The sequence below is a fragment of the Flavobacterium columnare NBRC 100251 = ATCC 23463 genome, from assembly GCF_002530675.1.
GTDB classification, from domain to species: Bacteria; Bacteroidota; Bacteroidia; order Flavobacteriales; family Flavobacteriaceae; genus Flavobacterium; species Flavobacterium columnare.
Genome location: NZ_PCMX01000029.1, coordinates 15,797 through 36,951 on the forward strand (window position 1 = coordinate 15,797; position 21,155 = coordinate 36,951).

Genomic DNA, 21,155 nt, shown 5'->3' on the forward strand with positions numbered 1-21,155 from the left:
GAATTTTTAAGTTGTTGGTTGTTAGTTGCTGGCTGAAAAAAACTTTCAACCATCAACCATCAACTAATCTTATTCTTCTAAACGGATGTCTAAACCAAGACCTTTTAATTCGTGCATTAATACATTGAATGATTCTGGTAATCCTGGCTCAGGCATAGTTTCACCCTTAACGATTGCTTCGTAAGTTTTAGCTCTACCTATCACGTCATCTGACTTAACAGTCAAGATTTCTCGTAAAGTACTTGATGCTCCATACGCTTCAAGTGCCCAAACCTCCATCTCTCCAAAACGCTGACCCCCAAACTGAGCTTTACCTCCTAATGGTTGTTGCGTAATTAATGAATAAGGACCAATAGAACGAGCGTGCATCTTATCGTCAACCATGTGTCCTAATTTCAACATATAGATAACACCTACAGTAGCTGGCTGATGGAAACGTTCTCCTGTACCACCATCATATAGGTAGGTATGACCAAATCTTGGCACTCCAGCCTCATCTGTTAAGGCGTTGATCTCATCAAGAGAAGCACCGTCAAAAATTGGAGTAGCATATTTTCTACCTAATTTTTTACCTGCCCAACCTAAAACGGTTTCATAAATCTGACCAATGTTCATACGAGAAGGTACCCCTAGTGGATTCAATACGATATCTACTGGTGTTCCATCTTCTAGGAATGGCATATCCTCTTGACGAACGATACGTGCCACGATACCTTTGTTACCGTGACGACCTGCCATCTTATCACCTACTTTAAGTTTACGTTTTTTAGCAATATAAACTTTTGCTAACTTTAAGATCCCTGATGGTAATTCGTCCCCAACAGTAATCGTAAATTTTTCACGACGTAACGCCCCTTGTAAGTCATTTAACTTAATCTTATAATTGTGAATTAAGTCATTAACCATTTCATTTGTTTCGTCATCAGCAACCCATTGCCCTTTTGTTAAGTGAGCAAAATCCTCAACAGCTTGTAACATTTTTTTGGTGTATTTCTTACCTTTTGGCAATACTTCTTCACCTAAATCGTTCATTACCCCTTGAGAGGTTTTACCATCAACAATCAAGAATAATTTATCAATTAAACGATCCTTTAGTTCAACAAATTTTGTTTCGTATTCCATTTCAAGAGCCGCTAACTCATCTTTTTCTTGAGAGCGCTTGCGCTTGTCTTTTACAACTCTTGCAAATAATTTTTTATCTAAAACAACACCATGTAAAGATGGAGAAGCTTTTAATGAAGCATCTTTTACATCTCCTGCTTTATCACCGAAAATTGCTCTTAATAGCTTTTCTTCTGGAGTAGGATCAGATTCCCCTTTTGGTGTAATTTTTCCTATTAGAATATCACCTGGTTTTACCTCGGCACCAATTCTAATCATACCGTTTTCATCTAAGTCTTTTGTAGCCTCTTCAGAAACGTTAGGTATATCGTTTGTTAACTCTTCATTACCTAATTTTGTATCACGAACTTCTAATGAATAGTCGTCAATATGAATAGATGTGAAGATATCATCACGAACCACTTTTTCAGAAATCACAATCGCATCCTCGAAGTTGTACCCTTTCCAAGGCATGAAAGCTACTTGTAAGTTTCTACCAAGAGCTAACTCCCCATTTTGCGTTGCATATCCTTCACAAAGTACCTGTCCTTTAACAACTTTATCTCCTTTTCTAACAATTGGTTTTAAGTTGATAGTAGTACTTTGATTCGTTTTACGGAATTTTATTAACTGATACGTTTTTTCATCTGAATCAAAACTTACTGCTCTTTCAGTATCTGTTCTTTCGTATTTGATAGTAATCTTATCAGCATCTACATACTCTACTACTCCATTTCCTTCTGCATTAATTAACACTCTTGAATCAGACGCTACTTGACGTTCTAAACCTGTTCCCACGATAGGAGATTCGGGACGTAATAAAGGTACCGCCTGACGCATCATATTTGACCCCATCAAGGCACGGTTTGCATCATCGTGTTCTAAGAAAGGAATTAATGAAGCTGAAATAGAAGCAATTTGATTAGGAGCAACGTCTGTATAATGAACCGCAGAAGGATCAACTACAGGGAAGTCCCCTTCTTCACGAACAATTACTTTATCAGTAGTAATTACTCCTGTATCATCCATTTCGATGTTAGCTTGAGCAATTAACTTACCTTCTTCTTCTTCTGCACTTAAGTAAATAGGATCTGAGACTAAATCTACTTGACCATTCGTTACTTTACGGTATGGAGTTTCGATGAATCCCATTCCGTTAACTTTAGCATATACCCCTAATGAAGAGATAAGACCAATGTTTGGTCCCTCTGGAGTTTCAATCGGACATAAACGACCGTAATGCGTATAGTGAACGTCACGAACTTCGAAACCAGCACGCTCTCTAGATAAACCTCCAGGACCTAAAGCGGATAAACGACGTTTGTGTGTAATCTCTGCTAATGGATTGGTTTGGTCCATAAACTGAGATAACTGGTTCGTACCGAAGAATGAGTTGATTACAGAAGACAAAGTCTTCGCGTTGATCAAATCAATTGGTGTAAACACCTCGTTATCACGAACGTTCATACGCTCACGAATAGTACGAGCCATACGAGCTAAACCAACACCAAACTGAGCAGATAGTTGTTCCCCTACTGTACGAACACGACGGTTTGATAAGTGATCAATATCATCAATCTCAGCTTTAGAGTTAATTAACTCGATTAAATATTTAACGATAGTAATGATATCCTCTTTAGTAAGCACCTGCTTATCCATAGGAATATCAAGACCTAATTTTTTATTCATTCTGTAACGACCTACATCCCCTAAGTTGTAACGCTGATCAGAGAAGAATAATTTCTCGATAATTCCACGAGCTGTTTCTTCATCAGGTGGTTCAGCATTACGCAATTGACGGTAAATGTGTTCTACTGCTTCTTTTTCAGAGTTGGTAGGGTCTTTTTGTAAAGTATTGTGAATGATTGAATAATCAGCTGTATTTAAATCTTCTTTATGTAATAAAATTGACTTAACATTAGCATCAACAATTTCTTCTACATTGTCTTTATCTAAAAGCGTATCACGATCTAAGATAATTTCATTACGCTCGATAGATACTACCTCACCTGTATCCTCATCTACGAAGTCTTCATGCCATGTATTTAAAACACGCGCAGCTAAACGACGACCGATATATTTCTTTAAACCTGATTTAGATACTTTAATTTCCTCCGCTAAGTCAAAAATTTCTAAGATATCTTTATCGCGCTCAAAACCAATAGCTCGGAATAATGTAGTTACAGGTAATTTTTTCTTTCTATCGATATAAGCGTACATCACACTGTTGATATCGGTAGCAAATTCAATCCAAGAACCTTTGAAAGGAATTACTCTAGCAGAGTATAATTTTGTACCATTGGCATGGAAAGACTGACCAAAGAATACACCTGGCGAACGGTGTAATTGCGATACAACTACGCGCTCAGCACCATTAATAACAAAAGTACCGCTCGGAGTCATATAAGGAATAGTACCTAAATACACATCCTGAACGATGGTTTCAAAATCTTCGTGTTCTGGATCAGTACAGTATAATTTCAGACGTGCTTTAAGTGGCACACTGTATGTAAGACCTCTGTCTATACATTCTTCAATTGTATAACGAGGAGGATCAACAAAATAATCTAAGAACTCTAATACGAACTGATTACGCGTATCAGTGATTGGAAAGTTTTCCATAAAGGTGTTGTACAACCCCTCGTTGCCTCTTTCATCAGATTTCGTTTCTAATTGAAAGAAATCCTTGAACGACTTCACTTGAACATCCAAGAAATCGGGATAGTTCGGAATGTTTTTTGTCGAGGCAAAATTCAATCTTTCAGTCTGATTTAATATCATCTATGGACAAAATTATGATTAAAAAAAAAGTAATTTTTATGTTAGTGATTAACATTTAAAACAATCAATACTTTTTTATTTATAACTCACACATCTTTTGAAAACAAGTGTATTGATAAACTTTAGTTTCTTTCTTCGTGTTAAGTTAAAATTCGCTAGGAAGCCATTCTAGAAAAGAATAACATTACTATACGAAAAAATGGTTTAGGCCATTGAGTGCTTTACTCAAGGCCTAAACCTATAGTTTATACTATGTATAATTATTTAAGCTCAACTACAGCTCCAGCTTCTTCTAAAGCTTTTTTCAAGCCTTCAGCTTCGTCTTTAGAAATAGCTTCTTTAACGTTTGTTGGAGCAGCATCTACTAAATCTTTAGCTTCTTTTAATCCTAAACCAGTTAATTCTTTAACAGCTTTAACTACACCTAATTTAGAAGCACCAGCATCTTTTAATACTACTGTGAATTCTGTTTGCTCAGCAGCAGCTTCAGCAGCAGGACCAGCCATAACAACTGCAGCAGCAGCAGGCTCGATTCCGTAGTCATCTTTTAAGATTGCAGCTAATTCATTTACTTCTTTAACTGTTAAATTTACTAATTGTTCTGCGAATTGTTTCAAATCTGCCATTTTTTCTATCTTTTTTAAATGATTTGTAAAATTTATATAATTTAATTAGTGCGCTAATTATTCAGCCGTTTCTTCACCTTTTTGTTCTGCATTGTTAAGCAAAGCAGAAATGATGCGTTTAGCTGGAGATTGTAATAATCCGATGATATCTCCGATAACTTCTTCTTTCGATTTAAGAGCCGCTAACGATTCTAATTCGTTATCACCGATATATACTTCCTCATTGATATAAGCTCCTTTTAATAAAGGTTTATCTCCTTTTTTACGAAACTCTTTAATTACTTTAGCCGGAGCATTAGCAATGTCAGCAATTAAGATTGAAGTGTTTCCTTTTAAAGTAGTTGGTAAATCACCAAATTCTTTATCAGAAGCTTCCATTGCTTTAGCAAGTAACGTATTCTTAACAACTTCTAATTTAATACCTGCTTTATAGCAAGCTTTTCTTAAATTTGAAGTAGTTTCTGCATTTAACCCAGAAATATCTGCTAAATAAACGATATTAGTTCCAGCTAACTGTGCAGTTAAATCTTGAATCGCTAATGATTTTTCTTCTCTAGTCATGATACTAAAATTTTTTAACTACCAATTACACTGCTTTAGGATCTAAAGCAATAGCTGGACTCATAGTACTTGATAAGTGAATAGACTTAATATAAGTACCTTTTGCAGCAGTTGGTTTTAATTTAATTAATGTTTGAATAATTTCGTGAGCGTTCTCTTGAATTTTTTGAGCGTCAAAAGAAACTTTACCGATAGCAGCGTGAACAATACCTGTTTTATCAACTTTAAAGTCAATTTTACCCGATTTCACTTCTTCTACTGCTTTACCTACTTCCATAGTTACAGTACCTGTTTTAGGGTTTGGCATCAAACCACGAGGTCCTAAAATACGCCCTAATGGACCTAGTTTACCCATTACAGCTGGCATAGTGATGATAACATCTACATCAGTCCAACCGTCTTTAATTTTTTGCAAGTACTCATCTAAACCTACATGGTCAGCACCAGCAGCTTTTGCTTCAGCTTCTTTATCTGGAGTAACTAAAGCTAATACTCTTACATCTTTACCTGTACCGTGTGGTAATGAACACACACCTCTCACCATTTGATTCGCTTTACGAGGGTCTACACCTAACTTAACAGCGATATCAACTGATTCATCAAATTTTGCAGAAGCAACTTCTTTGATCAAAGATGAGGCATCTTTCAAAGAATACATTTTATTCTTTTCAATTTTTGAAGCTGCAACTTTTTGCTTTTTCGTTAATTTTGCCATTTTCTCTTAGTTTAAAGGAGAATCTCCAGTTACAGTAATACCCATAGATCTAGCTGTTCCAGCTATCATGCTCATTGCTTTTTCAATTGTGAAAGCATTTAAATCAGGCATTTTGTCTTCAGCGATTGTACGGATTTGATCCCAAGATACGCTAGCTACTTTCTTACGATTTGGCTGTCCAGACCCTGATTTAATTTTAGCAGCTTCTAATAATTGAATAGCAGCAGGTGGAGTTTTAACAACAAAATCAAACGATTTGTCTTTGTACACAGTAATTTGTACTGGTAATACTTTGCCTGGTTTATCTTGTGTTCTAGCATTAAATTGCTTACAGAACTCCATGATGTTAACCCCAGCAGCTCCCAAAGCAGGTCCAACCGGTGGCGACGGGTTCGCAGCACCTCCCTTTACTTGTAGTTTAACTACTTTACTAACTTCTTTAGCCATTTTTAAAAAAAATTAAGCACATCGATCATTGGAAGCGATTGATGTGAATTATATAAATAAATATTATACTTTCTCTACTTGAACAAAGCTTAATTCTAAAGGTGTTTTTCTTCCGAAAATCTTAACCATTACTTCTAGCTTACGTTTTTCTTCATTTATATTTTCAATAGTACCGTTAAATCCATTGAACGGACCATCAATAACTTTAATCGTTTCACCAATAGAATAAGGTATAGATCCATGATCTACAGTAGTTGACAATTCATCTACTTTCCCTAACATTCTATTAACTTCTGATTGACGTAAAGGCACAGGATCTCCACCTTTTACTTCACCTAAGAAACCAATTACACCTGTAATAGACTTTATAATATGAGGTATTTCTCCTGTTAAGTTTGCTTCGATCATTACATAACCAGGAAAATAAACTCTTTCTTTACTAATTTTTTTACCATCACGTACCGTTACAACTTTTTCTGTTGGCACTAATACCTGTGATATATAATCAGCCATTCCCACACGATTAATTTCTTGCTCGATGTAGGATTTTACTTTATTTTCTTGACCACTTACAGCCCTTACAACATACCACTTCTTCACACTTGTTTCAGCCATAACTCTATTTTATCCTTTTAACAAATTAAAGAAACCCTCAATTGTTTTAGTAAAAATTTCGTCAATACCCCAAGTGGCTAGCGCAAAAATGACAGAGAAGATGGCCACAACTACTGTTAGTTTTTGAACCTCTTCCCATCCTGGCCAAGTCACGTTTGACTTAAACTCTTCAAAAGCTTCTGATATATAATTAGTCACTTTGTTCATTATATTTCTTATTTGCACGGGCGGAGGGATTCGAACCCCCATCAATGGTTTTGGAGACCACTATACTAACCCTTGTACTACGCCCGTTTGTTAGAGAAACCAGCAGCATAAACTGCTGGTTTTTTATATATCAACTATAATTAGTCAACGATTTCAGTTACCTGACCAGCACCTACTGTTCTACCACCTTCACGGATAGCGAAACGTAAACCTACTGATAAAGCGATTGGTTGAAGCAACTCAACATTGATTGTTAAGTTATCACCTGGCATTACCATCTCAACACCTTCTGGCAAAGAAATTGTACCTGTTACGTCAGTTGTACGAACATAGAACTGAGGACGGTAGTTATTATGGAATGGCGTGTGACGACCTCCCTCTTCTTTTTTCAAGATATAAACCTCTGCTTTAAATTTAGCATGTGGTTTTACTGAACCTGGCTTACAAATAACCATACCACGACGGATATCAGCCTTATCAATACCACGTAATAATAAACCTACGTTATCTCCAGCTTCACCTCTATCTAAGATTTTACGGAACATCTCAACCCCAGTAATAGTAGAAGTTAACTTGTCAGCACCCATACCGATGATTTCAACTGGATCTCCAGTGTTAGCAACACCTGTTTCGATACGACCTGTAGCAACTGTACCACGACCTGTAATTGTAAATACGTCCTCAACTGGCATCAAGAATGGTTTTTCGTTATCACGAACTGGCTCTTCAATCCAAGCATCAACAGCCTCCATTAATTCGATAATTTTTGGAACCCAGTTTGGATCATTATTCAATCCACCTAAAGCAGAACCTTGAACAACTGGACCATTATCTCCATCGTATTCATAGAAAGATAATAAATCACGGATTTCCATTTCTACTAACTCTAATAACTCAGCATCATCAACCATATCCACTTTATTCATGAATACAACGATACGAGGAATACCTACCTGACGACCTAATAAGATGTGCTCACGAGTTTGTGGCATTGGACCATCTGTAGCAGCAACTACTAAGATAGCACCGTCCATTTGAGCAGCACCAGTAACCATGTTCTTAACGTAATCCGCGTGACCTGGACAGTCTACGTGAGCGTAGTGACGGTTAGCAGTTTCATATTCTACGTGAGATGTATTAATAGTAATACCTCTTTCTTTCTCTTCTGGAGCGTTATCGATTTGGTCGAATGACTTAGCTTGACAGTAACCTGCATCAGATAATACTTTAGTGATCGCAGCAGTTAAAGTAGTCTTTCCGTGGTCTACGTGTCCGATAGTACCGATATTTAAGTGCGGTTTCGAACGATTAAAACTTTCTTTTGCCATTTTACTTAATTTTTAATCTTAGTTATAATAATTAGTGTTCAAAAAAATCTTGTGAGCCAATGACGGGATTTGAACCCGTGACCTCTTCCTTACCAAGGAAGCACTCTACCCCTGAGCTACACCGGCGGTAAAGTTTTAGGTTTTCAATCAAAAGTATCCTGTTTCGAATGCAACCTGAAACTTGAAACTCTCAAACTTATTTTGTGGGGAGAGCAGGATTCGAACCTGCGAAGGTTTCCCAACGGATTTACAGTCCGTCCTCGTTGGCCGCTTGAGTATCTCCCCGCCTTACTTTTTTATTTGACTCTTGATTTGAGAGTGCAAATATAAAACATTTTTTCAATATTTCAAAGAGCCGATGGAGGGACTCGAACCCACGACCTGCTGATTACAAATCAGCTGCTCTAGCCAGCTGAGCTACACCGGCATTCAGTAAAAAAGTCCGCTATTTCTAACGGACTGCAAATGTAGAGATATATTTTAGATTTCAAAAATTTTTTTAAACTTTTTTTTATTTTTTTCTCTATTAAGCATGAGCTCTCTGTTTTTCCTTACGTTTTACAAGCAATCGTTCCAAAGCATCAACTGACAAATCCACACCTTCTTCAAATGATTTACAGGTTTTTTTAACAACAAATTCATCTCCTGGAACCAAAATTTTAGCTTCAACTACTTTATTTTCTTTTTCACTGGTCTGCTCTACCCTCATAAACACATCCGCAGAGACAATTTTATCATAAAATTTTTCTAATTTGTTTACTTTTTCATCTGTAAAAGAAACCAATTTTTTGTCGATGTTGAAATTAACTGCATGAACATTTACCTTCATAATTAAATCTTTTTAAGGTTAAACAATTTAAAAAGAATTACTTCCGACCTCTAGGATGCGCATTTTTATACACTTCTTTTATTTGCCCTAAGCTAGATTGCGTGTATACCTGTGTAGACGCTAAACTAGAATGCCCTAAGAACTCTTTTATTGAATTTAAATCTGCACCTCGGTTTAACATGTGAGTCGCAAAAGTATGACGAAGCATATGAGGACTCTTTTTCACTTTTTCCGAGACAACACTAAGATAGCAATTTATTAACCTGTAAACAAAAGTTTCATTCATTTTCTTACCGTTCCCAAGAAGAAATAAATATTCTTCATCAAATACATGGGGCAAAGCTTTTCTTTTCTCTAAATATTGCTTAATTTCTAAAAAAATCACATCTAAAACAGGTATAATTCGTTCTTTATTGCGTTTTCCCAAAACCTTAAGCACTTTTAAATCAAAATCAACATCAACTAGCTGTAGATTAATCAATTCCGAACGCCTAATACCTGTTGTATAAAACAAATCAATAATTAATTTATCGCGAAGACCTTCAAAATCTTGATTATATTCTATTTGATTCAATGCTAATTCTAATTCCTTTTCGGAAAAAGGGACTTGAATTTTCTTTTCGGCTTTTAAATATTTATGTTGCAACATAGGCGAAACATCAATTACTTTAATTTTTAATAGAAATTTATAGAAAGCTTTTAAAGAGGCCATTTTTCTATTAACCGTAAGATTAGACACTCCTGACTCAACCAAACTTATTATCCATCCTCTAACCAAAGAATAACTAACTTCTTCTAACCCTCCTCCTTCCACTTCTACTAGGTAATCAAAAAAAAGCCACAAATCTTTCACATAAGCCTTGGCTGTATGTAATGAATATTTTTTTTCTTTTAACAAATAATCTTCAAAACGAACTAAATTTTCACTCATAATTCCCCAATTGAATCCATAAAAAAATCGCTAGTCTAAAAGTACAACTTTTACAACTAGCGATTTTATATTATGATTATAATTTGCTATTAATTTTCTACAGCATCTCTTAATCCTTGGATGTATTGTGCTTTCTGAACTTCAGCTCTTCTTGATACAGAAGGTTTTGTAAACTGCTGACGTGATCTTAATTGACGCACAACTCCTGTTTTATCGAATTTTCTTTTATAGCGCTTTAATGCTCTATCGATATTTTCTCCGTCTTTAATTGGTATAATTAACATAGTTTTGACACCCCCTTTCATTTGTGGATGCAAACCTAAGGATTTATTTTAAATTATAAATCATAAATTTTGAATTATTTTTGTAGAATTTTTGCCTTACACCCACCTTCTACATTTCATTCTATTTTCAACAATAAGGTAGTAAAAATTGATTACGGGGTATTTTTTAGCCTTGAATCGTATATTATGGTTAATTCTAAATGAATTTTATAAATCAAGGTTATGAAATATACCTCCTTATTTTTTCATCATTAAGAATCTTTATCTTGATATTTTTATCTACCCTATCGAAAAACTACTAATTCTTGGGTTCTTATTTTAATAAGGATACTATTTTTTCTGCTTGTTCTACACCAGTAGCTACAGCTCCATGAACCGTTTGATGGTCACCTTGCAAATTAGTTGCTTCTCCTGCAAAAAATATTTTATCACCTACAGATTGTGCTAAAATTTCCCTAGCATTTCCCATACCAACAGAACTATAAGAATAGGCTCCTTTTATGAATGGATGCTTTGTAAAATCTTGAACAGTAGATTTAACAAAGCTAGCACTTGCTCTCCCATTAAACATATAATCTAATTCTATTAACAATGCACTGGTTATCGCCTCATGACTATTTAGATCTGAAAGAGTTTGAGCTTGTTTGCCCATAACAAACGCCAACAAAATATTATCTTTAGTCTGTTTACCTAGGGTAACATCACCGTACGCAGCGCAAACGGAGCCCCCATAAACAAAATTACTTGGATAAAATTTTTCACTAAATTTTAAAAACACCTTCATTCCTGCTTCCATTCCTATTTTTTGAAAAGCCATGGTTTTTTCGTTAGGCAAAGATGGTTTAAAAATGATATCATTTGATTTCAGAATGGTAATTGGCACTGTAACAATTACTTTGTCTGCAATAAAGACCGTTCCATTTAGATCTGTTACTTCAATTGAGTTTCCTGAATAATCAATTTTTTTTACAATTGTATTTAATTTTATGTCTTGTTTAACAAAGGGTATTATGTTATTTTCGAAAACATCAAAATAAGTTTTTTCGAATTTATAATTTTTCTCTTGACTATTTGATTTTTTCGCTTCTTCGTTATCCCATTTTACTGAAATATTGGTAGCACTTGCCCCTTGATCTCCTGCATAAGCTTCTATAATATTATTATATGAATTATCTAGGCCTTTTTGATGTGCGTGCTCCCAATAACTGACATCTTGAAAAACTTCGGTTTCACTTCTAAAAATATCTGTTTGTAGAGGTAAAGTTGAAGTAATTTCATTATTATACCAATATTTTAATTCTGTATCATCTAAAGTTATTTTGGTCTGTGTTTCTTTAATTATTTTGCCAATTATACTGTCTTCTAAATGCAACCATTCTGCTCCTTGATCAATATCAAAATCGGCAAAACCTGATTGTTTTCCTAGTCGTCCACCATATTTTGAAGAAGCCTCTAAAATTTCGAAACTTACTCCTTTTTTCTTTAGTGTGTATCCAGCAAACAATCCCGCTGCTCCTGCACCAATGATTAATACTTTTACATTTTTTGGATTATTTTCTTGTGTTTCAGAAACACAAGAGACTACCATTGAAGGCATCAAAACCGAAGCACCGAATACCGCAGTTGAATGTTTTAAAAATTTACGTCTGTCCATTAATTTTTAGTTAAGTTGGTTTTATAAAAAAGATATAGTCTGATAACGATAGTCGCTTAAAAAACTTCCTTTTCTGTTAAACCAAAATTACGCATTAAAAATTTATTTGTAAGAAAAACTGTCTTTAAATCTGAAAATACGTTTACTTTTTTATCCTCAATATAAAATTTATACCAAGGCATAATTTTTATGTATTTTTCATGATTTTATCTTTCTTTAGAAAGGCTAATGCGTAATTTGGAAAAAATAATTAGTGGAGCGAAAACTTTTTTAGTATCTCACTTAAACATATTATGCTTTTTTAGGTATTACTTTACTGCTGGTTGATAATCTTTATTATCAATAATCATTTTTGATAAAATTTCTTTTAGGATTTCAGATGTTCCGCCTCCAATGGGCCCTAATCGACTATCTCTTAACAAACGGGCTAAGGGATATTCTTCCATATAACCGTATCCCCCTAGCATTTGTAAACAATCATAAATTGCCAAATCCGCTACTTTAGTTGACTTTAATTTTGCCATAGTAGCTTCTTTTACTACATATTCTCCTTTGTTTAAACGAGCTACAGCTGCATAATTAAAGACTTTACAATGTTCAACTTCTGTTGTATGTTCTACCATTGTATGACGTAAAGCTTGAAATTTATTAATTGATTTTCCAAAAGCTTCTCGTTCTGACATATATCCTAATGTATAATCTATTGCATATTCAGCTCGAGCGTGTGCATTAATTGCCATTATTAGGCGTTCTAATGCAAAATGTTGCATTATGTAAGGGAATCCCTTTCCTTCTTCTCCCATTAAGTTTTCTAAAGGAATTTCTACATTATCGAATGCTAATTCTGCTGTATCAGACGCTTTCCATCCTAATTTATTTAATTTAGTTGCTGAGATACCTGGTGTATTAGCATCTATTAAAAATATGCTAATTCCTTTATTTCCCAGAGCTGGATTCGTTTTCGCAGCCACAACGTAATAATCCGCGTAGACTCCATTTGTAATAAATGTTTTAGAGCCATTAATCACAAATTTACTTCCTTTACGTTCTGCTGTTGTTCGCATACCTGCCACATCACTACCTCCAAAAGGTTCTGTAATACAAAGCGCACCTATTTTGTTACCTGCAATACTTGGAGCTAAATACTCTTGCTTAATACGTTCATCTCCTTCTGCATTTAAGTGTGTCATTGCTAAATAGGCATGAGCCCACATAGCAGCGGCAAAACCTGATGATTTTACTTTTTGTAGTTCTTCTAAAAATATAACTGTATAGAATAAGTCAAGATTTGACCCACCGTAAGCCTCAGGATAATTTAATCCAAAGAATCCCATGTCTCCAAATTTTTTCCAGATAAAACGTTCTATCGTTCCTTCTTTTTCCCATTTTTCAATGTGAGGTACTACTTCTTTTTGTAAAAAATCGCGAAAACTCTCTCTGAATAATTGATGGTCTTCTGTAAAATAAATTGAGTTCATAAAGTTGTATTGTTCTTCTTGCTATTTATTTAAAGTCCAAATATAAGGTAATTATTTTTACTTTATCAACTGGAAAATTCTTAATTTCAAGTAAATCATCTACTGAATGAATTCCGTTATTCATACTTCTAAACCCAATTATTTCGCGGGCTACAGGATATTTTATGTAGGGGATTTTTAAAAGTTCTTTGGTAGAGGCTTCATTAATTTTTATTTTTAAAACTTCTGGGACTTTAAATAATGTGAATTTTTTGTTTAATTCCGTAATAACTTCAGGAGATAATCCCCATATCTCTTGTATTTGATCCATAGATACAAAGCCTCCCAAAGATTCTCTACTTTTGAGTATCCGATCTGAAATAACATCTCCTATACCGTATATTTTCATTAAATCCTCTTTCGTAGCTAAATTAATATCTTTCTGTACCCAAGTATTTGTTTTTTTTATCGTCTTTTGGGCTTCGGTAAATGATCTGTATTTCACATTATCCGAATGTTTTTTTTTTGAAACCCAGTCGGGGAATTTAAAATAAGATGATATTGAACCTAATAAAGAATCTGATACTTTTGTTATTTTCTGAAATTCTTCTGCTGAATTAACATATTTACCTCTTTTTCTATAAGCGAACAAACGATTGATTTCCTTTACTGACATCCCTAGCTTATAACCTTTGAAATCAGTAATAAAATTGGGGTTGAAAGGATGTATTTTGTATTCCTCTTGTGTGTTTTTATTTTTTAACGAATCTATCACAGTTTGTTGAGCAAGCCATTTTTTTTCTTCTGCTGTTGGATTGGAATCTTCTGAGAAGTCAATAAAGGTATATGCCATTTGGAGCAGTACACTCAAAACAATCAAGAACAACAGTGCTATGCGTTGATTTCTTGTATATTCAAAATAATGTTTGAGTGATTGAAGCATAATTATAAATCAAAAACAGAAGTTCTTTTAGCTCTGAGTAAATCTTTTAATTTCATTAGAAATCCTATCGTAAGATAGACTCCAAACCAAAGTCCTACAGTAACAAACGAAATATAAATAAAGAACAAACGTATACTATTTGCTCTCATACCTAAACGATCAGCTAATCTTGAAGCGATATGAAACCCTTGTCGTTCAAAAAAATATTTAAGTTTTAATATCATTGTGCAATAAAAAATGAGATAAAATACTTTAGTAAATCTACAATTTATTTTTCAGACTTCAAAAATTCAACACCGATGGCACATTGTAAACAACGATTAGCATCACAGTATTTCTTTTTTAACTGAATTAGGCCTTGTGATTGCATTGCATTTTTAGCTTTTACGCCATAATGTTCAAAATAATCTATTATTTTGTTTTTTTCAGGTCTGATTTTTTCGATTAGCATTAGATCTAGATCTATATCATTCTTATTTTTATATTGTGTATAAGCAAACCGAATGGGTAAGATAGCATTGACAAGTAATAATTCTACAAACATTCTGGATATTTTTTTTTCTTTATGATTCGATTTTTTTTGAAAGTTGTAATGGGATTCCCAATAATCGGAAACTCCAACTGAGAAAATTTTATAAAAATCTTCAACACTAGTTGCGTCTGTGGCTAACGTAAAAATATTTTTTTGAATATGATAAAGCATTGCTATTTGAGCAATACGAATCGTTGGAAAATTATCAGGACGTAATCTATAAAACTCAAAACGTTCTATATGATTTGGTTTTAGCCGATATTTGATTTTGATGTATTCATACAATTCTACTAGATCTTTCTCATAATTTTCTTGAGGCTCGAGTGGTAGAAGTCCTGCCATACCGAACAATAGGGCTTCTATATAGTTTAGATCAAAACTTTCTTTTTTAAGTATCGAAAAAGGAATCGTTCGAGCTAGACTCAAAAAAGCCTCTCCATTTACGTTTAACCCAAAGTTTTTAGTTAGGGTTATAAAAAAAACGGCTTCCCAATCGTAGTTTGTTTCTTCTAGTAGTTTTTTTATGGATTCATTTTTTAGTTCTAACCGTTCAAAATACAAACGTTCTACCCAATTAGAAATAATAAATTCAGGGATTTGGTTTAATTTTCCCTCACAATTTATCCATTCCTTTTTTATTTTTAGCTTTTCATATTGAGTAATTAATTCTTTTGGAACATAGTTTTGAAGTATTAAAACGGGAATTTCTGTATTGTCTTTTCTAAAAACAGATATATCATGTTCCCATACTATATGTAAAATACAATTGTCATATTGATCATTTAGGTGGTGGTGATGGTGGTACCAATCTGAAGCTTTTAAATGTATTTCTACATTTCCTGCCCATTTTTGACCATCAATTATCAGTTGAACATTAAAAAAGTCAGGACCTGATTGATTTAGTTGAACTCCTGAATGAAGCACTTGAAGATTTTCTCCTTGTGCGGTTTTTAAAGAGTGTAAAGGAAATTTTTTATTTTTCCATACATAATGTAAAAATTCTTCTTTCATGGTAAAGGCGTATAAAATTAATAAGGCGTACAAAAAGTCTTAACTATATTAGCTTTTTTTAGCAGTATAGGGTTTGACTTTATTTCTATCATAAATTTACAAAAAAAACCTAAAAAACTCATTATAAATGAATTAATTAGGTTTAACTGAATTTTATTATGTGAACTATGTAATTTAAATATCACATATTCTTTTGATTTTATATTTTATTATTTTATCGAATTAATGATATCATATTTTGTAATGATATGGTGTTTTCCTTCTCCTAAATCTACTAATACCGCTTGATTATCTTTAGTAATTAATTTAGAAACTTCGTCTATAGGGGTTCCTTTAGCTACTATTGGAAATGGCGCTCCCATTACCTCTTTAATTGGTTTTTCAGCAGTCTTTTTATCTGTTATATAGCTTTGAAAAAGGTCTGATTCATCAACAGATCCAACAAATCCATTTACATCAACAACTGGTATTTGAGAAATTTTATATTTACGCATTCTTTCTATGGCGTGTGAAACTAATTCTTCAGTACGGACAATAACAAGTGGCTTTTCGATATGGTCTTTTATTAAATCTTCTGCTTTGGTTAGTTCTTCTTCTAGAAAGCCTCGTTCGCGCATCCAATCATCATTAAACATTTTGCCTACATAACGACTTCCTGAATCGTGAAATAAAACGACTACTACATCATCTGGCTTAAATTCGTCTTTTAGTTGTAATAATCCTTTAATGGCTGCACCTGCTGAATTCCCAACAAATATCCCTTCTTCTAGGGCTATCTTACGTGTATAGACGGCAGCATCTTTGTCTGTAACTTTTGTAAAACCGTCTATAAGAGAAAAATCAACATTTTTGGGTAAAATATCTTCTCCAATGCCTTCTGTTATATAGGAATATATTTCATTTTCATCAAAAATACCGGTTTCATGGTATTTTTTAAATACAGAACCATAGGTATCAATTCCCCAAATTTTAACATTTGGATTTTTCTCTTTTAAGTATTTAGCAACTCCTGATATAGTTCCTCCTGTACCCACACCTACTACAAAATGTGTAATTTTTCCTTCTGTTTGTTCCCAAATTTCAGGTCCTGTTTGTTCGTAATGGGCTAGTGCATTACTTGGGTTATCGTATTGGTTTACATACCACGCATTAGGTGTTTCTTCTGCTAAACGTTTTGAAACAGAGTAATACGAACGAGGATCTGTAGGTTCAACATCTGTTGGACAAACCACTACTTTTGCTCCTACTGCTCTTAGTATATCACATTTTTCTTTTGATTGTTTATCTGAAATTACACAGATTAGTTTATATCCTTTAATAATGGCGCCTAAAGCTAGTCCCATTCCTGTATTTCCAGAAGTCCCTTCAATAATAGTTCCTCCAGGTTTTAAACGACCATCCGCTTCTGCATCTTCAATCATTTTGATAGCCATACGGTCTTTTACAGAATTACCTGGATTAAAGGTTTCAACTTTTGCTAGAACCAATGCGTTAATCTCAGCCGTTACTTTATTCAACTTTACTAGAGGTGTATTACCAATTGTTTCTAGTATGTTCTTTGCGTATTGCATACTTTTATTTTTATAATGTTTTTCTTATTTTTAAACTATTCTTTACCAACCTCTTTGCAAAGGTATAAATATTCTGAATACAGATTTCAAATTTCAAGAGATTTGAAAGTGTAGCTTAATCTAATGATTTTCAGTATTAGAAATTCATGATTATTGAAAGAAATCCCACACTAATCCAAAACGCACTAGAAAGTCTTTATAAGGCTGACCTGGTGCTGCAAAAAAATCATTATTTCTGAAAGTAGTATTAAGATGTTCTGCTTTCAAAAAAATTCTTGTTTGACGTACTCTAGCATTAACAAAAAAATCAATTATAGGATGATTTCCTATCTGACTTTGATTTTGGGTATAAAAATCACCAATCAAAGGATTATAACCGTTAGCATAATAATTAGTAAAATACTGAAAGGTGATCCCTGTTTGTAAGAATAAAGCTTTTTTAAAATATTGATCTGAAAAATACAAACTATTGCGTGTCAAAAATTTGGGAACATTTAAAATTTGTTCTGTTTGGGCTACTTGTTGATATAAAATACTATTATCGAGTGACCACTTCCCAACCTTTAATTCTTTTTGTATTTTTACTGAGAAATAATTTATAGATCCTTTATATTGCTTAGGTGTTGTCAGCAATGTTTTTTGTGTTAAATCATCATTACTGAAATAAATATGATTATGAAGCAGTACAAACTGAGTTTCAACTGCTCCCCATTGTGTTTGGGCATTCAAATGAAATGAATTAATTTTTTCGTTATCAAATGAATTTTTCCAATTATATGTTACAAAATCACTTTGGTAAAGGGAGGAGGTTAAATCAGGCAATTTGCTTAAATTAGTGTATCTAGCTGAAAAACTATTTTTATCATTTAAAGTGTATTTTGTAAATATATCTATAGTAGAGTTTGTGTGTTTTGAAAAAGCTTTTGAAAAAAGGGCTTCTCCTCTCATCTTTTTTGTTAGATAAAAATATTTCCCTCCTATATTTTGAACTGAAAAATCATTTCGAGCTGGAACTTTTATTTGCTGGTTTTCAATCACTAAACGATTATACCCATAACGAAAACGATTGTCTTCAATAAACACATTAAACTTGCCTATTGAGGTGTTAAAAAAAGTAGCTCCTATTTTGTTATAAAGGACAGATGATTTAGTCAAATCTGAATAGTTAGAATTTTCATAGCCTAGACCAAAATAATCTGTTTTAGTAGTTTTTTCGAAACTAAAATTAAATATTTCGTACTTAAACTGATGTTCCAATAATATATTATTAGCTTTTTGACTACGATTTAAACGAAAATATTGATCTACGAAATAACGTTTTCCTTCAAAAAGGGATTTTGCCTCTTTTAGTTTTATATCTAATCTTGAACGTTGACTAAATTGAGGATCCCCAGAAATAAAATCGGTATCATTTAGAATTCCTCCATTTTCTTGATTGGTAAAATCTTGACTTGTAAAGTGTACATTAAATCCATAACGTTTACCGAGAGTTTGATAACTTGAAGTAAATCTAAAGTTTCCTGTACTTGATAATGAATTTAGATATTTCCCCAATGATCGTAATCCTTTGTAGGCTAATGAAAAATTAAGATTTTTAGAAGTATTTAATGTAATAAAAGCATCTATACTTTGTCCTTGTTCTAAAACAGTTTTAAAATACAATTCTGTCAAGGGAGTTGGTACATTATAATAGAAGATGTCTTCTGATTGCAGATAATTAAATTGTTTAGCATTAAAACCTATAGCGGGTAACGCATTAGGTGCTTTAAAACCATAGTTTAGAACAGTATATACATAACCATCATTAGCAAACGGCAACAAGCCGAAGTTATCTTTTCTGAGTAGATTAAACTTATAATCACTTTTTATTGTAAGTGAGGTATCAACAAAAGTAGTGTCTCTTTTTAGATTATAAATTTTATACCAGTTATGAGGGGCTTTAGGGTTTTCTTTTCGACCTTCTCGTAGGGATTTACGAACTGTGTCGTTTTTAATTTCAGACAAGTCATTTTGTCCAAATGTTGGTATAACAACTAAAGCAATAATTAAATAAAAAAAATACTTCATAGGTTTTTAATGAAGTACAAAAATAGGGAAAAGAGAAGAGATAAAAAAGCCCTCGCTGAGCGAGGGCTTTTTTATTAGTAACTAGGATTTTGAACTAAATTCTTATTTAAGTCCAATTCTCTTTGAGGAATTGGTAAAATCACTCTTGGTTTACCAGGGGCTGTTTCAGCTGGTGCTGGCACAGTTCCTGATAATCTTAGTTGCTTTCCATTACGTAATAAATCCATTCGTCTATGACCTTCAAAACAAAACTCAAAACGTCTTTCATTTATAATATCATCTAATGTTACAACTGTCAAATCAGGAAGATTTGCACGTCTTCTAATTTTATTAACATCATTAACTGGAGTGTCTCCTATTACTGTTCCTGCTCTTAAATTAGCTTCAGCTCTAATCAAATACATTTCAGAAATACGAATTACAGAATAATCTGACGACTGATTAAGTCCGTCATTATATTTCGTTGTGTAAAAAGGAACTCCTGTTTTTTCTACATCTCTTCTTTTTAATGTGTAACGTAAATCTCCTGAATTCGCAAAAGCGGCATTCAAATTTGCAGAAAAAGGACAATCTCCTCTTCCTCCATTAGCAGCTGAATTAGTTAGAGTTGAGAAACTAACTGATGGTCCATTTTCATTACTCCCCGACTGACTATCATTAGACAAACTAACTAAATTAAATATGTGCTCATAAGAATCCTTATTATCGTAAAATAAATAGTTTGTAGCTAATACAAACTCATTGTTCATTCCTATAACTTGATTTGCATAATCTGCTGCTTGGGAAAATTTATCTTGATATAAATAAACACGAGCCAATAAAGCCTTAGCAGCTCCTACATTAGCTCTTGCTCTATTAAAAGTTTTAATTTTACTAATTGCATCTAATAAGTCTGCTTCAATTTCAGCATATACTTGACCAATAGTAGCTCTAGGAGTATTTCTTATACCAATTTCGTCTACAGAGTTAATATGCTTAGTAATTAATGGAACAGACAAACCGTTAACTCCAGCTGTTTGAATTGGTTGTGCAAATAAGCAATTTAGTTGAAAATAAGCTAAAGCTCTCATAAACTTAGCCTCACCTACAGCCTCATCCCTTTCTTCTTTTGAAAAGTTAACATCTGGAGCTGAGTAAGCTTTATTAATCACCGTATTAGCCTGAGTTATTATCTCATAATGATCTTGCCATATTGAAGCAACGTTCCCATTTGTTGGTACAGTTGTATAATCTCTTATTTCTTGTAGCGTTGGAAAGGTACCTCTAAAACCAATATTATCTGACTGCCAGTCTCCTAACAATTGTGGAACCCCCCCAAAAGCACCTTCTTGTTGTGCTAATCCGTATAATCCTGTTACATAAGACTTCACTCCCAGTCCTGTAGTTAATACCACTTCACGAGAAGATTCATCCTGTGCTTTAACATCTAAATCCGTTTGACAACCAATTGCAAATGTTAGAAAAAGTGTTGATATATATATATATTTCATATTTA

19 protein-coding genes and 4 tRNA genes are annotated in these 21,155 nt (G+C 33.4%); all 23 read right to left on the bottom strand.

Annotated features, from left to right (window positions below; all coding sequences use genetic code 11):
• Positions 1-69: 69 nt before the first annotated feature.
• A complete protein-coding gene (gene rpoB / locus B0A78_RS04965) occupies positions 70-3,882 on the bottom strand; it encodes a DNA-directed RNA polymerase subunit beta (RefSeq protein WP_014166160.1) in 3,813 nt (1,270 codons plus the stop codon).
• A 260-nt stretch (positions 3,883-4,142) separates the two neighbouring features.
• The gene (rplL, locus tag B0A78_RS04970) at positions 4,143-4,508 is read right to left on the bottom strand and encodes a 50S ribosomal protein L7/L12 (protein ID WP_014166161.1); all 366 of its coding nucleotides are present in this window, start codon (positions 4,506-4,508) and stop codon (positions 4,143-4,145) included.
• 57 nt (positions 4,509-4,565) lie between these two features.
• Positions 4,566-5,069, bottom strand: coding sequence for a 50S ribosomal protein L10 (gene rplJ / locus B0A78_RS04975; protein ID WP_014166162.1), 504 nt, complete (start codon positions 5,067-5,069; stop codon positions 4,566-4,568).
• Between the two features lie 25 nt (positions 5,070-5,094).
• Positions 5,095-5,784 (bottom strand): 50S ribosomal protein L1, encoded by a 690-nt coding sequence (gene rplA, locus B0A78_RS04980; protein ID WP_014166163.1) that lies wholly within the window; start codon positions 5,782-5,784, stop codon positions 5,095-5,097.
• A 6-nt stretch (positions 5,785-5,790) separates the two neighbouring features.
• Positions 5,791-6,231: a 50S ribosomal protein L11 gene (rplK, locus tag B0A78_RS04985; RefSeq protein WP_014166164.1), complete on the bottom strand. Its 441-nt coding sequence runs from the start codon at positions 6,229-6,231 to the stop codon at positions 5,791-5,793.
• A gap of 63 nt (positions 6,232-6,294) precedes the next feature.
• The gene (gene nusG, locus B0A78_RS04990; RefSeq protein WP_014166165.1) at positions 6,295-6,846 is read right to left on the bottom strand and encodes a transcription termination/antitermination protein NusG; all 552 of its coding nucleotides are present in this window, start codon (positions 6,844-6,846) and stop codon (positions 6,295-6,297) included.
• Positions 6,847-6,855: 9 nt separating this feature from the next.
• Positions 6,856-7,053: a preprotein translocase subunit SecE gene (gene secE / locus B0A78_RS04995; RefSeq protein ID WP_041253503.1), complete on the bottom strand. Its 198-nt coding sequence runs from the start codon at positions 7,051-7,053 to the stop codon at positions 6,856-6,858.
• Positions 7,054-7,068: 15 nt separating this feature from the next.
• Positions 7,069-7,140, bottom strand: a tRNA-Trp gene (locus tag B0A78_RS05000).
• Positions 7,141-7,193: 53 nt separating this feature from the next.
• A complete protein-coding gene (gene tuf, locus B0A78_RS05005) occupies positions 7,194-8,381 on the bottom strand; it encodes an elongation factor Tu (protein WP_014166167.1) in 1,188 nt (395 codons plus the stop codon).
• A 54-nt stretch (positions 8,382-8,435) separates the two neighbouring features.
• Positions 8,436-8,507 (bottom strand) — tRNA-Thr (locus B0A78_RS05010).
• A gap of 78 nt (positions 8,508-8,585) precedes the next feature.
• Positions 8,586-8,666: transfer RNA gene (locus B0A78_RS05015), tRNA-Tyr, on the bottom strand.
• A 68-nt stretch (positions 8,667-8,734) separates the two neighbouring features.
• Positions 8,735-8,808: transfer RNA gene (locus B0A78_RS05020), tRNA-Thr, on the bottom strand.
• 99 nt (positions 8,809-8,907) lie between these two features.
• The gene (gene hpf / locus B0A78_RS05025; protein WP_014166168.1) at positions 8,908-9,210 is read right to left on the bottom strand and encodes a ribosome hibernation-promoting factor, HPF/YfiA family; all 303 of its coding nucleotides are present in this window, start codon (positions 9,208-9,210) and stop codon (positions 8,908-8,910) included.
• Between the two features lie 37 nt (positions 9,211-9,247).
• Positions 9,248-10,141 carry a tyrosine-type recombinase/integrase gene (locus B0A78_RS05030; RefSeq protein WP_014166169.1) on the bottom strand — a complete coding sequence of 298 codons (894 nt, stop codon included), beginning with the start codon at positions 10,139-10,141 and terminating at the stop codon, positions 9,248-9,250.
• 89 nt (positions 10,142-10,230) lie between these two features.
• Positions 10,231-10,425, bottom strand: a complete 195-nt coding sequence (rpsU, locus tag B0A78_RS05035; protein WP_014166170.1) for a 30S ribosomal protein S21 — start codon at positions 10,423-10,425, stop codon at positions 10,231-10,233.
• A 313-nt stretch (positions 10,426-10,738) separates the two neighbouring features.
• Positions 10,739-12,079 carry a flavin monoamine oxidase family protein gene (locus B0A78_RS05040; RefSeq protein ID WP_097609434.1) on the bottom strand — a complete coding sequence of 447 codons (1,341 nt, stop codon included), beginning with the start codon at positions 12,077-12,079 and terminating at the stop codon, positions 10,739-10,741.
• A gap of 308 nt (positions 12,080-12,387) precedes the next feature.
• Positions 12,388-13,557 (bottom strand): acyl-CoA dehydrogenase family protein, encoded by a 1,170-nt coding sequence (locus B0A78_RS05045; RefSeq protein WP_014166172.1) that lies wholly within the window; start codon positions 13,555-13,557, stop codon positions 12,388-12,390.
• A 25-nt stretch (positions 13,558-13,582) separates the two neighbouring features.
• Entirely contained in the window at positions 13,583-14,479 is an 897-nt protein-coding gene (locus B0A78_RS05050; protein WP_106425337.1) for a ComEA family DNA-binding protein, read from the bottom strand.
• Between the two features lie 2 nt (positions 14,480-14,481).
• Positions 14,482-14,703, bottom strand: a complete 222-nt coding sequence (locus B0A78_RS05055; RefSeq protein ID WP_014166174.1) for a hypothetical protein — start codon at positions 14,701-14,703, stop codon at positions 14,482-14,484.
• 44 nt (positions 14,704-14,747) lie between these two features.
• Positions 14,748-16,022: a DUF2851 family protein gene (locus B0A78_RS05060; RefSeq protein ID WP_065213121.1), complete on the bottom strand. Its 1,275-nt coding sequence runs from the start codon at positions 16,020-16,022 to the stop codon at positions 14,748-14,750.
• Positions 16,023-16,231: 209 nt separating this feature from the next.
• Positions 16,232-17,593 (bottom strand): pyridoxal-phosphate dependent enzyme, encoded by a 1,362-nt coding sequence (locus tag B0A78_RS05065; protein WP_065213120.1) that lies wholly within the window; start codon positions 17,591-17,593, stop codon positions 16,232-16,234.
• Between the two features lie 150 nt (positions 17,594-17,743).
• Entirely contained in the window at positions 17,744-19,660 is a 1,917-nt protein-coding gene (locus B0A78_RS05070) for a putative porin (RefSeq protein ID WP_065213119.1), read from the bottom strand.
• 74 nt (positions 19,661-19,734) lie between these two features.
• Positions 19,735-21,150: a RagB/SusD family nutrient uptake outer membrane protein gene (locus B0A78_RS05075; protein ID WP_065213118.1), complete on the bottom strand. Its 1,416-nt coding sequence runs from the start codon at positions 21,148-21,150 to the stop codon at positions 19,735-19,737.
• Positions 21,151-21,155 lie beyond the last annotated feature (5 nt).

Coding starts and splice junctions, on each gene's coding strand:
- rpoB (WP_014166160.1), bottom strand. CDS start 3,882: ATGATATTAAATCAGACTGAAAGATTGAATTTTGCCTCGACAAAAAAC.
- rplL (WP_014166161.1), bottom strand. CDS start 4,508: ATGGCAGATTTGAAACAATTCGCAGAACAATTAGTAAATTTAACAGTT.
- secE (WP_041253503.1), bottom strand. CDS start 7,053: ATGAACAAAGTGACTAATTATATATCAGAAGCTTTTGAAGAGTTTAAG.
- B0A78_RS05065 (WP_065213120.1), bottom strand. CDS start 17,593: ATGCAATACGCAAAGAACATACTAGAAACAATTGGTAATACACCTCTA.
- rpsU (WP_014166170.1), bottom strand. CDS start 10,425: ATGTTAATTATACCAATTAAAGACGGAGAAAATATCGATAGAGCATTA.
- hpf (WP_014166168.1), bottom strand. CDS start 9,210: ATGAAGGTAAATGTTCATGCAGTTAATTTCAACATCGACAAAAAATTG.
- B0A78_RS05040 (WP_097609434.1), bottom strand. CDS start 12,079: ATGGACAGACGTAAATTTTTAAAACATTCAACTGCGGTATTCGGTGCT.
- rplJ (WP_014166162.1), bottom strand. CDS start 5,069: ATGACTAGAGAAGAAAAATCATTAGCGATTCAAGATTTAACTGCACAG.
- tuf (WP_014166167.1), bottom strand. CDS start 8,381: ATGGCAAAAGAAAGTTTTAATCGTTCGAAACCGCACTTAAATATCGGT.
- B0A78_RS05070 (WP_065213119.1), bottom strand. CDS start 19,660: ATGAAGTATTTTTTTTATTTAATTATTGCTTTAGTTGTTATACCAACA.
- B0A78_RS05075 (WP_065213118.1), bottom strand. CDS start 21,150: ATGAAATATATATATATATCAACACTTTTTCTAACATTTGCAATTGGT.
- nusG (WP_014166165.1), bottom strand. CDS start 6,846: ATGGCTGAAACAAGTGTGAAGAAGTGGTATGTTGTAAGGGCTGTAAGT.
- B0A78_RS05030 (WP_014166169.1), bottom strand. CDS start 10,141: ATGAGTGAAAATTTAGTTCGTTTTGAAGATTATTTGTTAAAAGAAAAA.
- B0A78_RS05050 (WP_106425337.1), bottom strand. CDS start 14,479: ATGCTTCAATCACTCAAACATTATTTTGAATATACAAGAAATCAACGC.
- B0A78_RS05055 (WP_014166174.1), bottom strand. CDS start 14,703: ATGATATTAAAACTTAAATATTTTTTTGAACGACAAGGGTTTCATATC.
- B0A78_RS05060 (WP_065213121.1), bottom strand. CDS start 16,022: ATGAAAGAAGAATTTTTACATTATGTATGGAAAAATAAAAAATTTCCT.
- rplK (WP_014166164.1), bottom strand. CDS start 6,231: ATGGCTAAAGAAGTTAGTAAAGTAGTTAAACTACAAGTAAAGGGAGGT.
- rplA (WP_014166163.1), bottom strand. CDS start 5,784: ATGGCAAAATTAACGAAAAAGCAAAAAGTTGCAGCTTCAAAAATTGAA.
- B0A78_RS05045 (WP_014166172.1), bottom strand. CDS start 13,557: ATGAACTCAATTTATTTTACAGAAGACCATCAATTATTCAGAGAGAGT.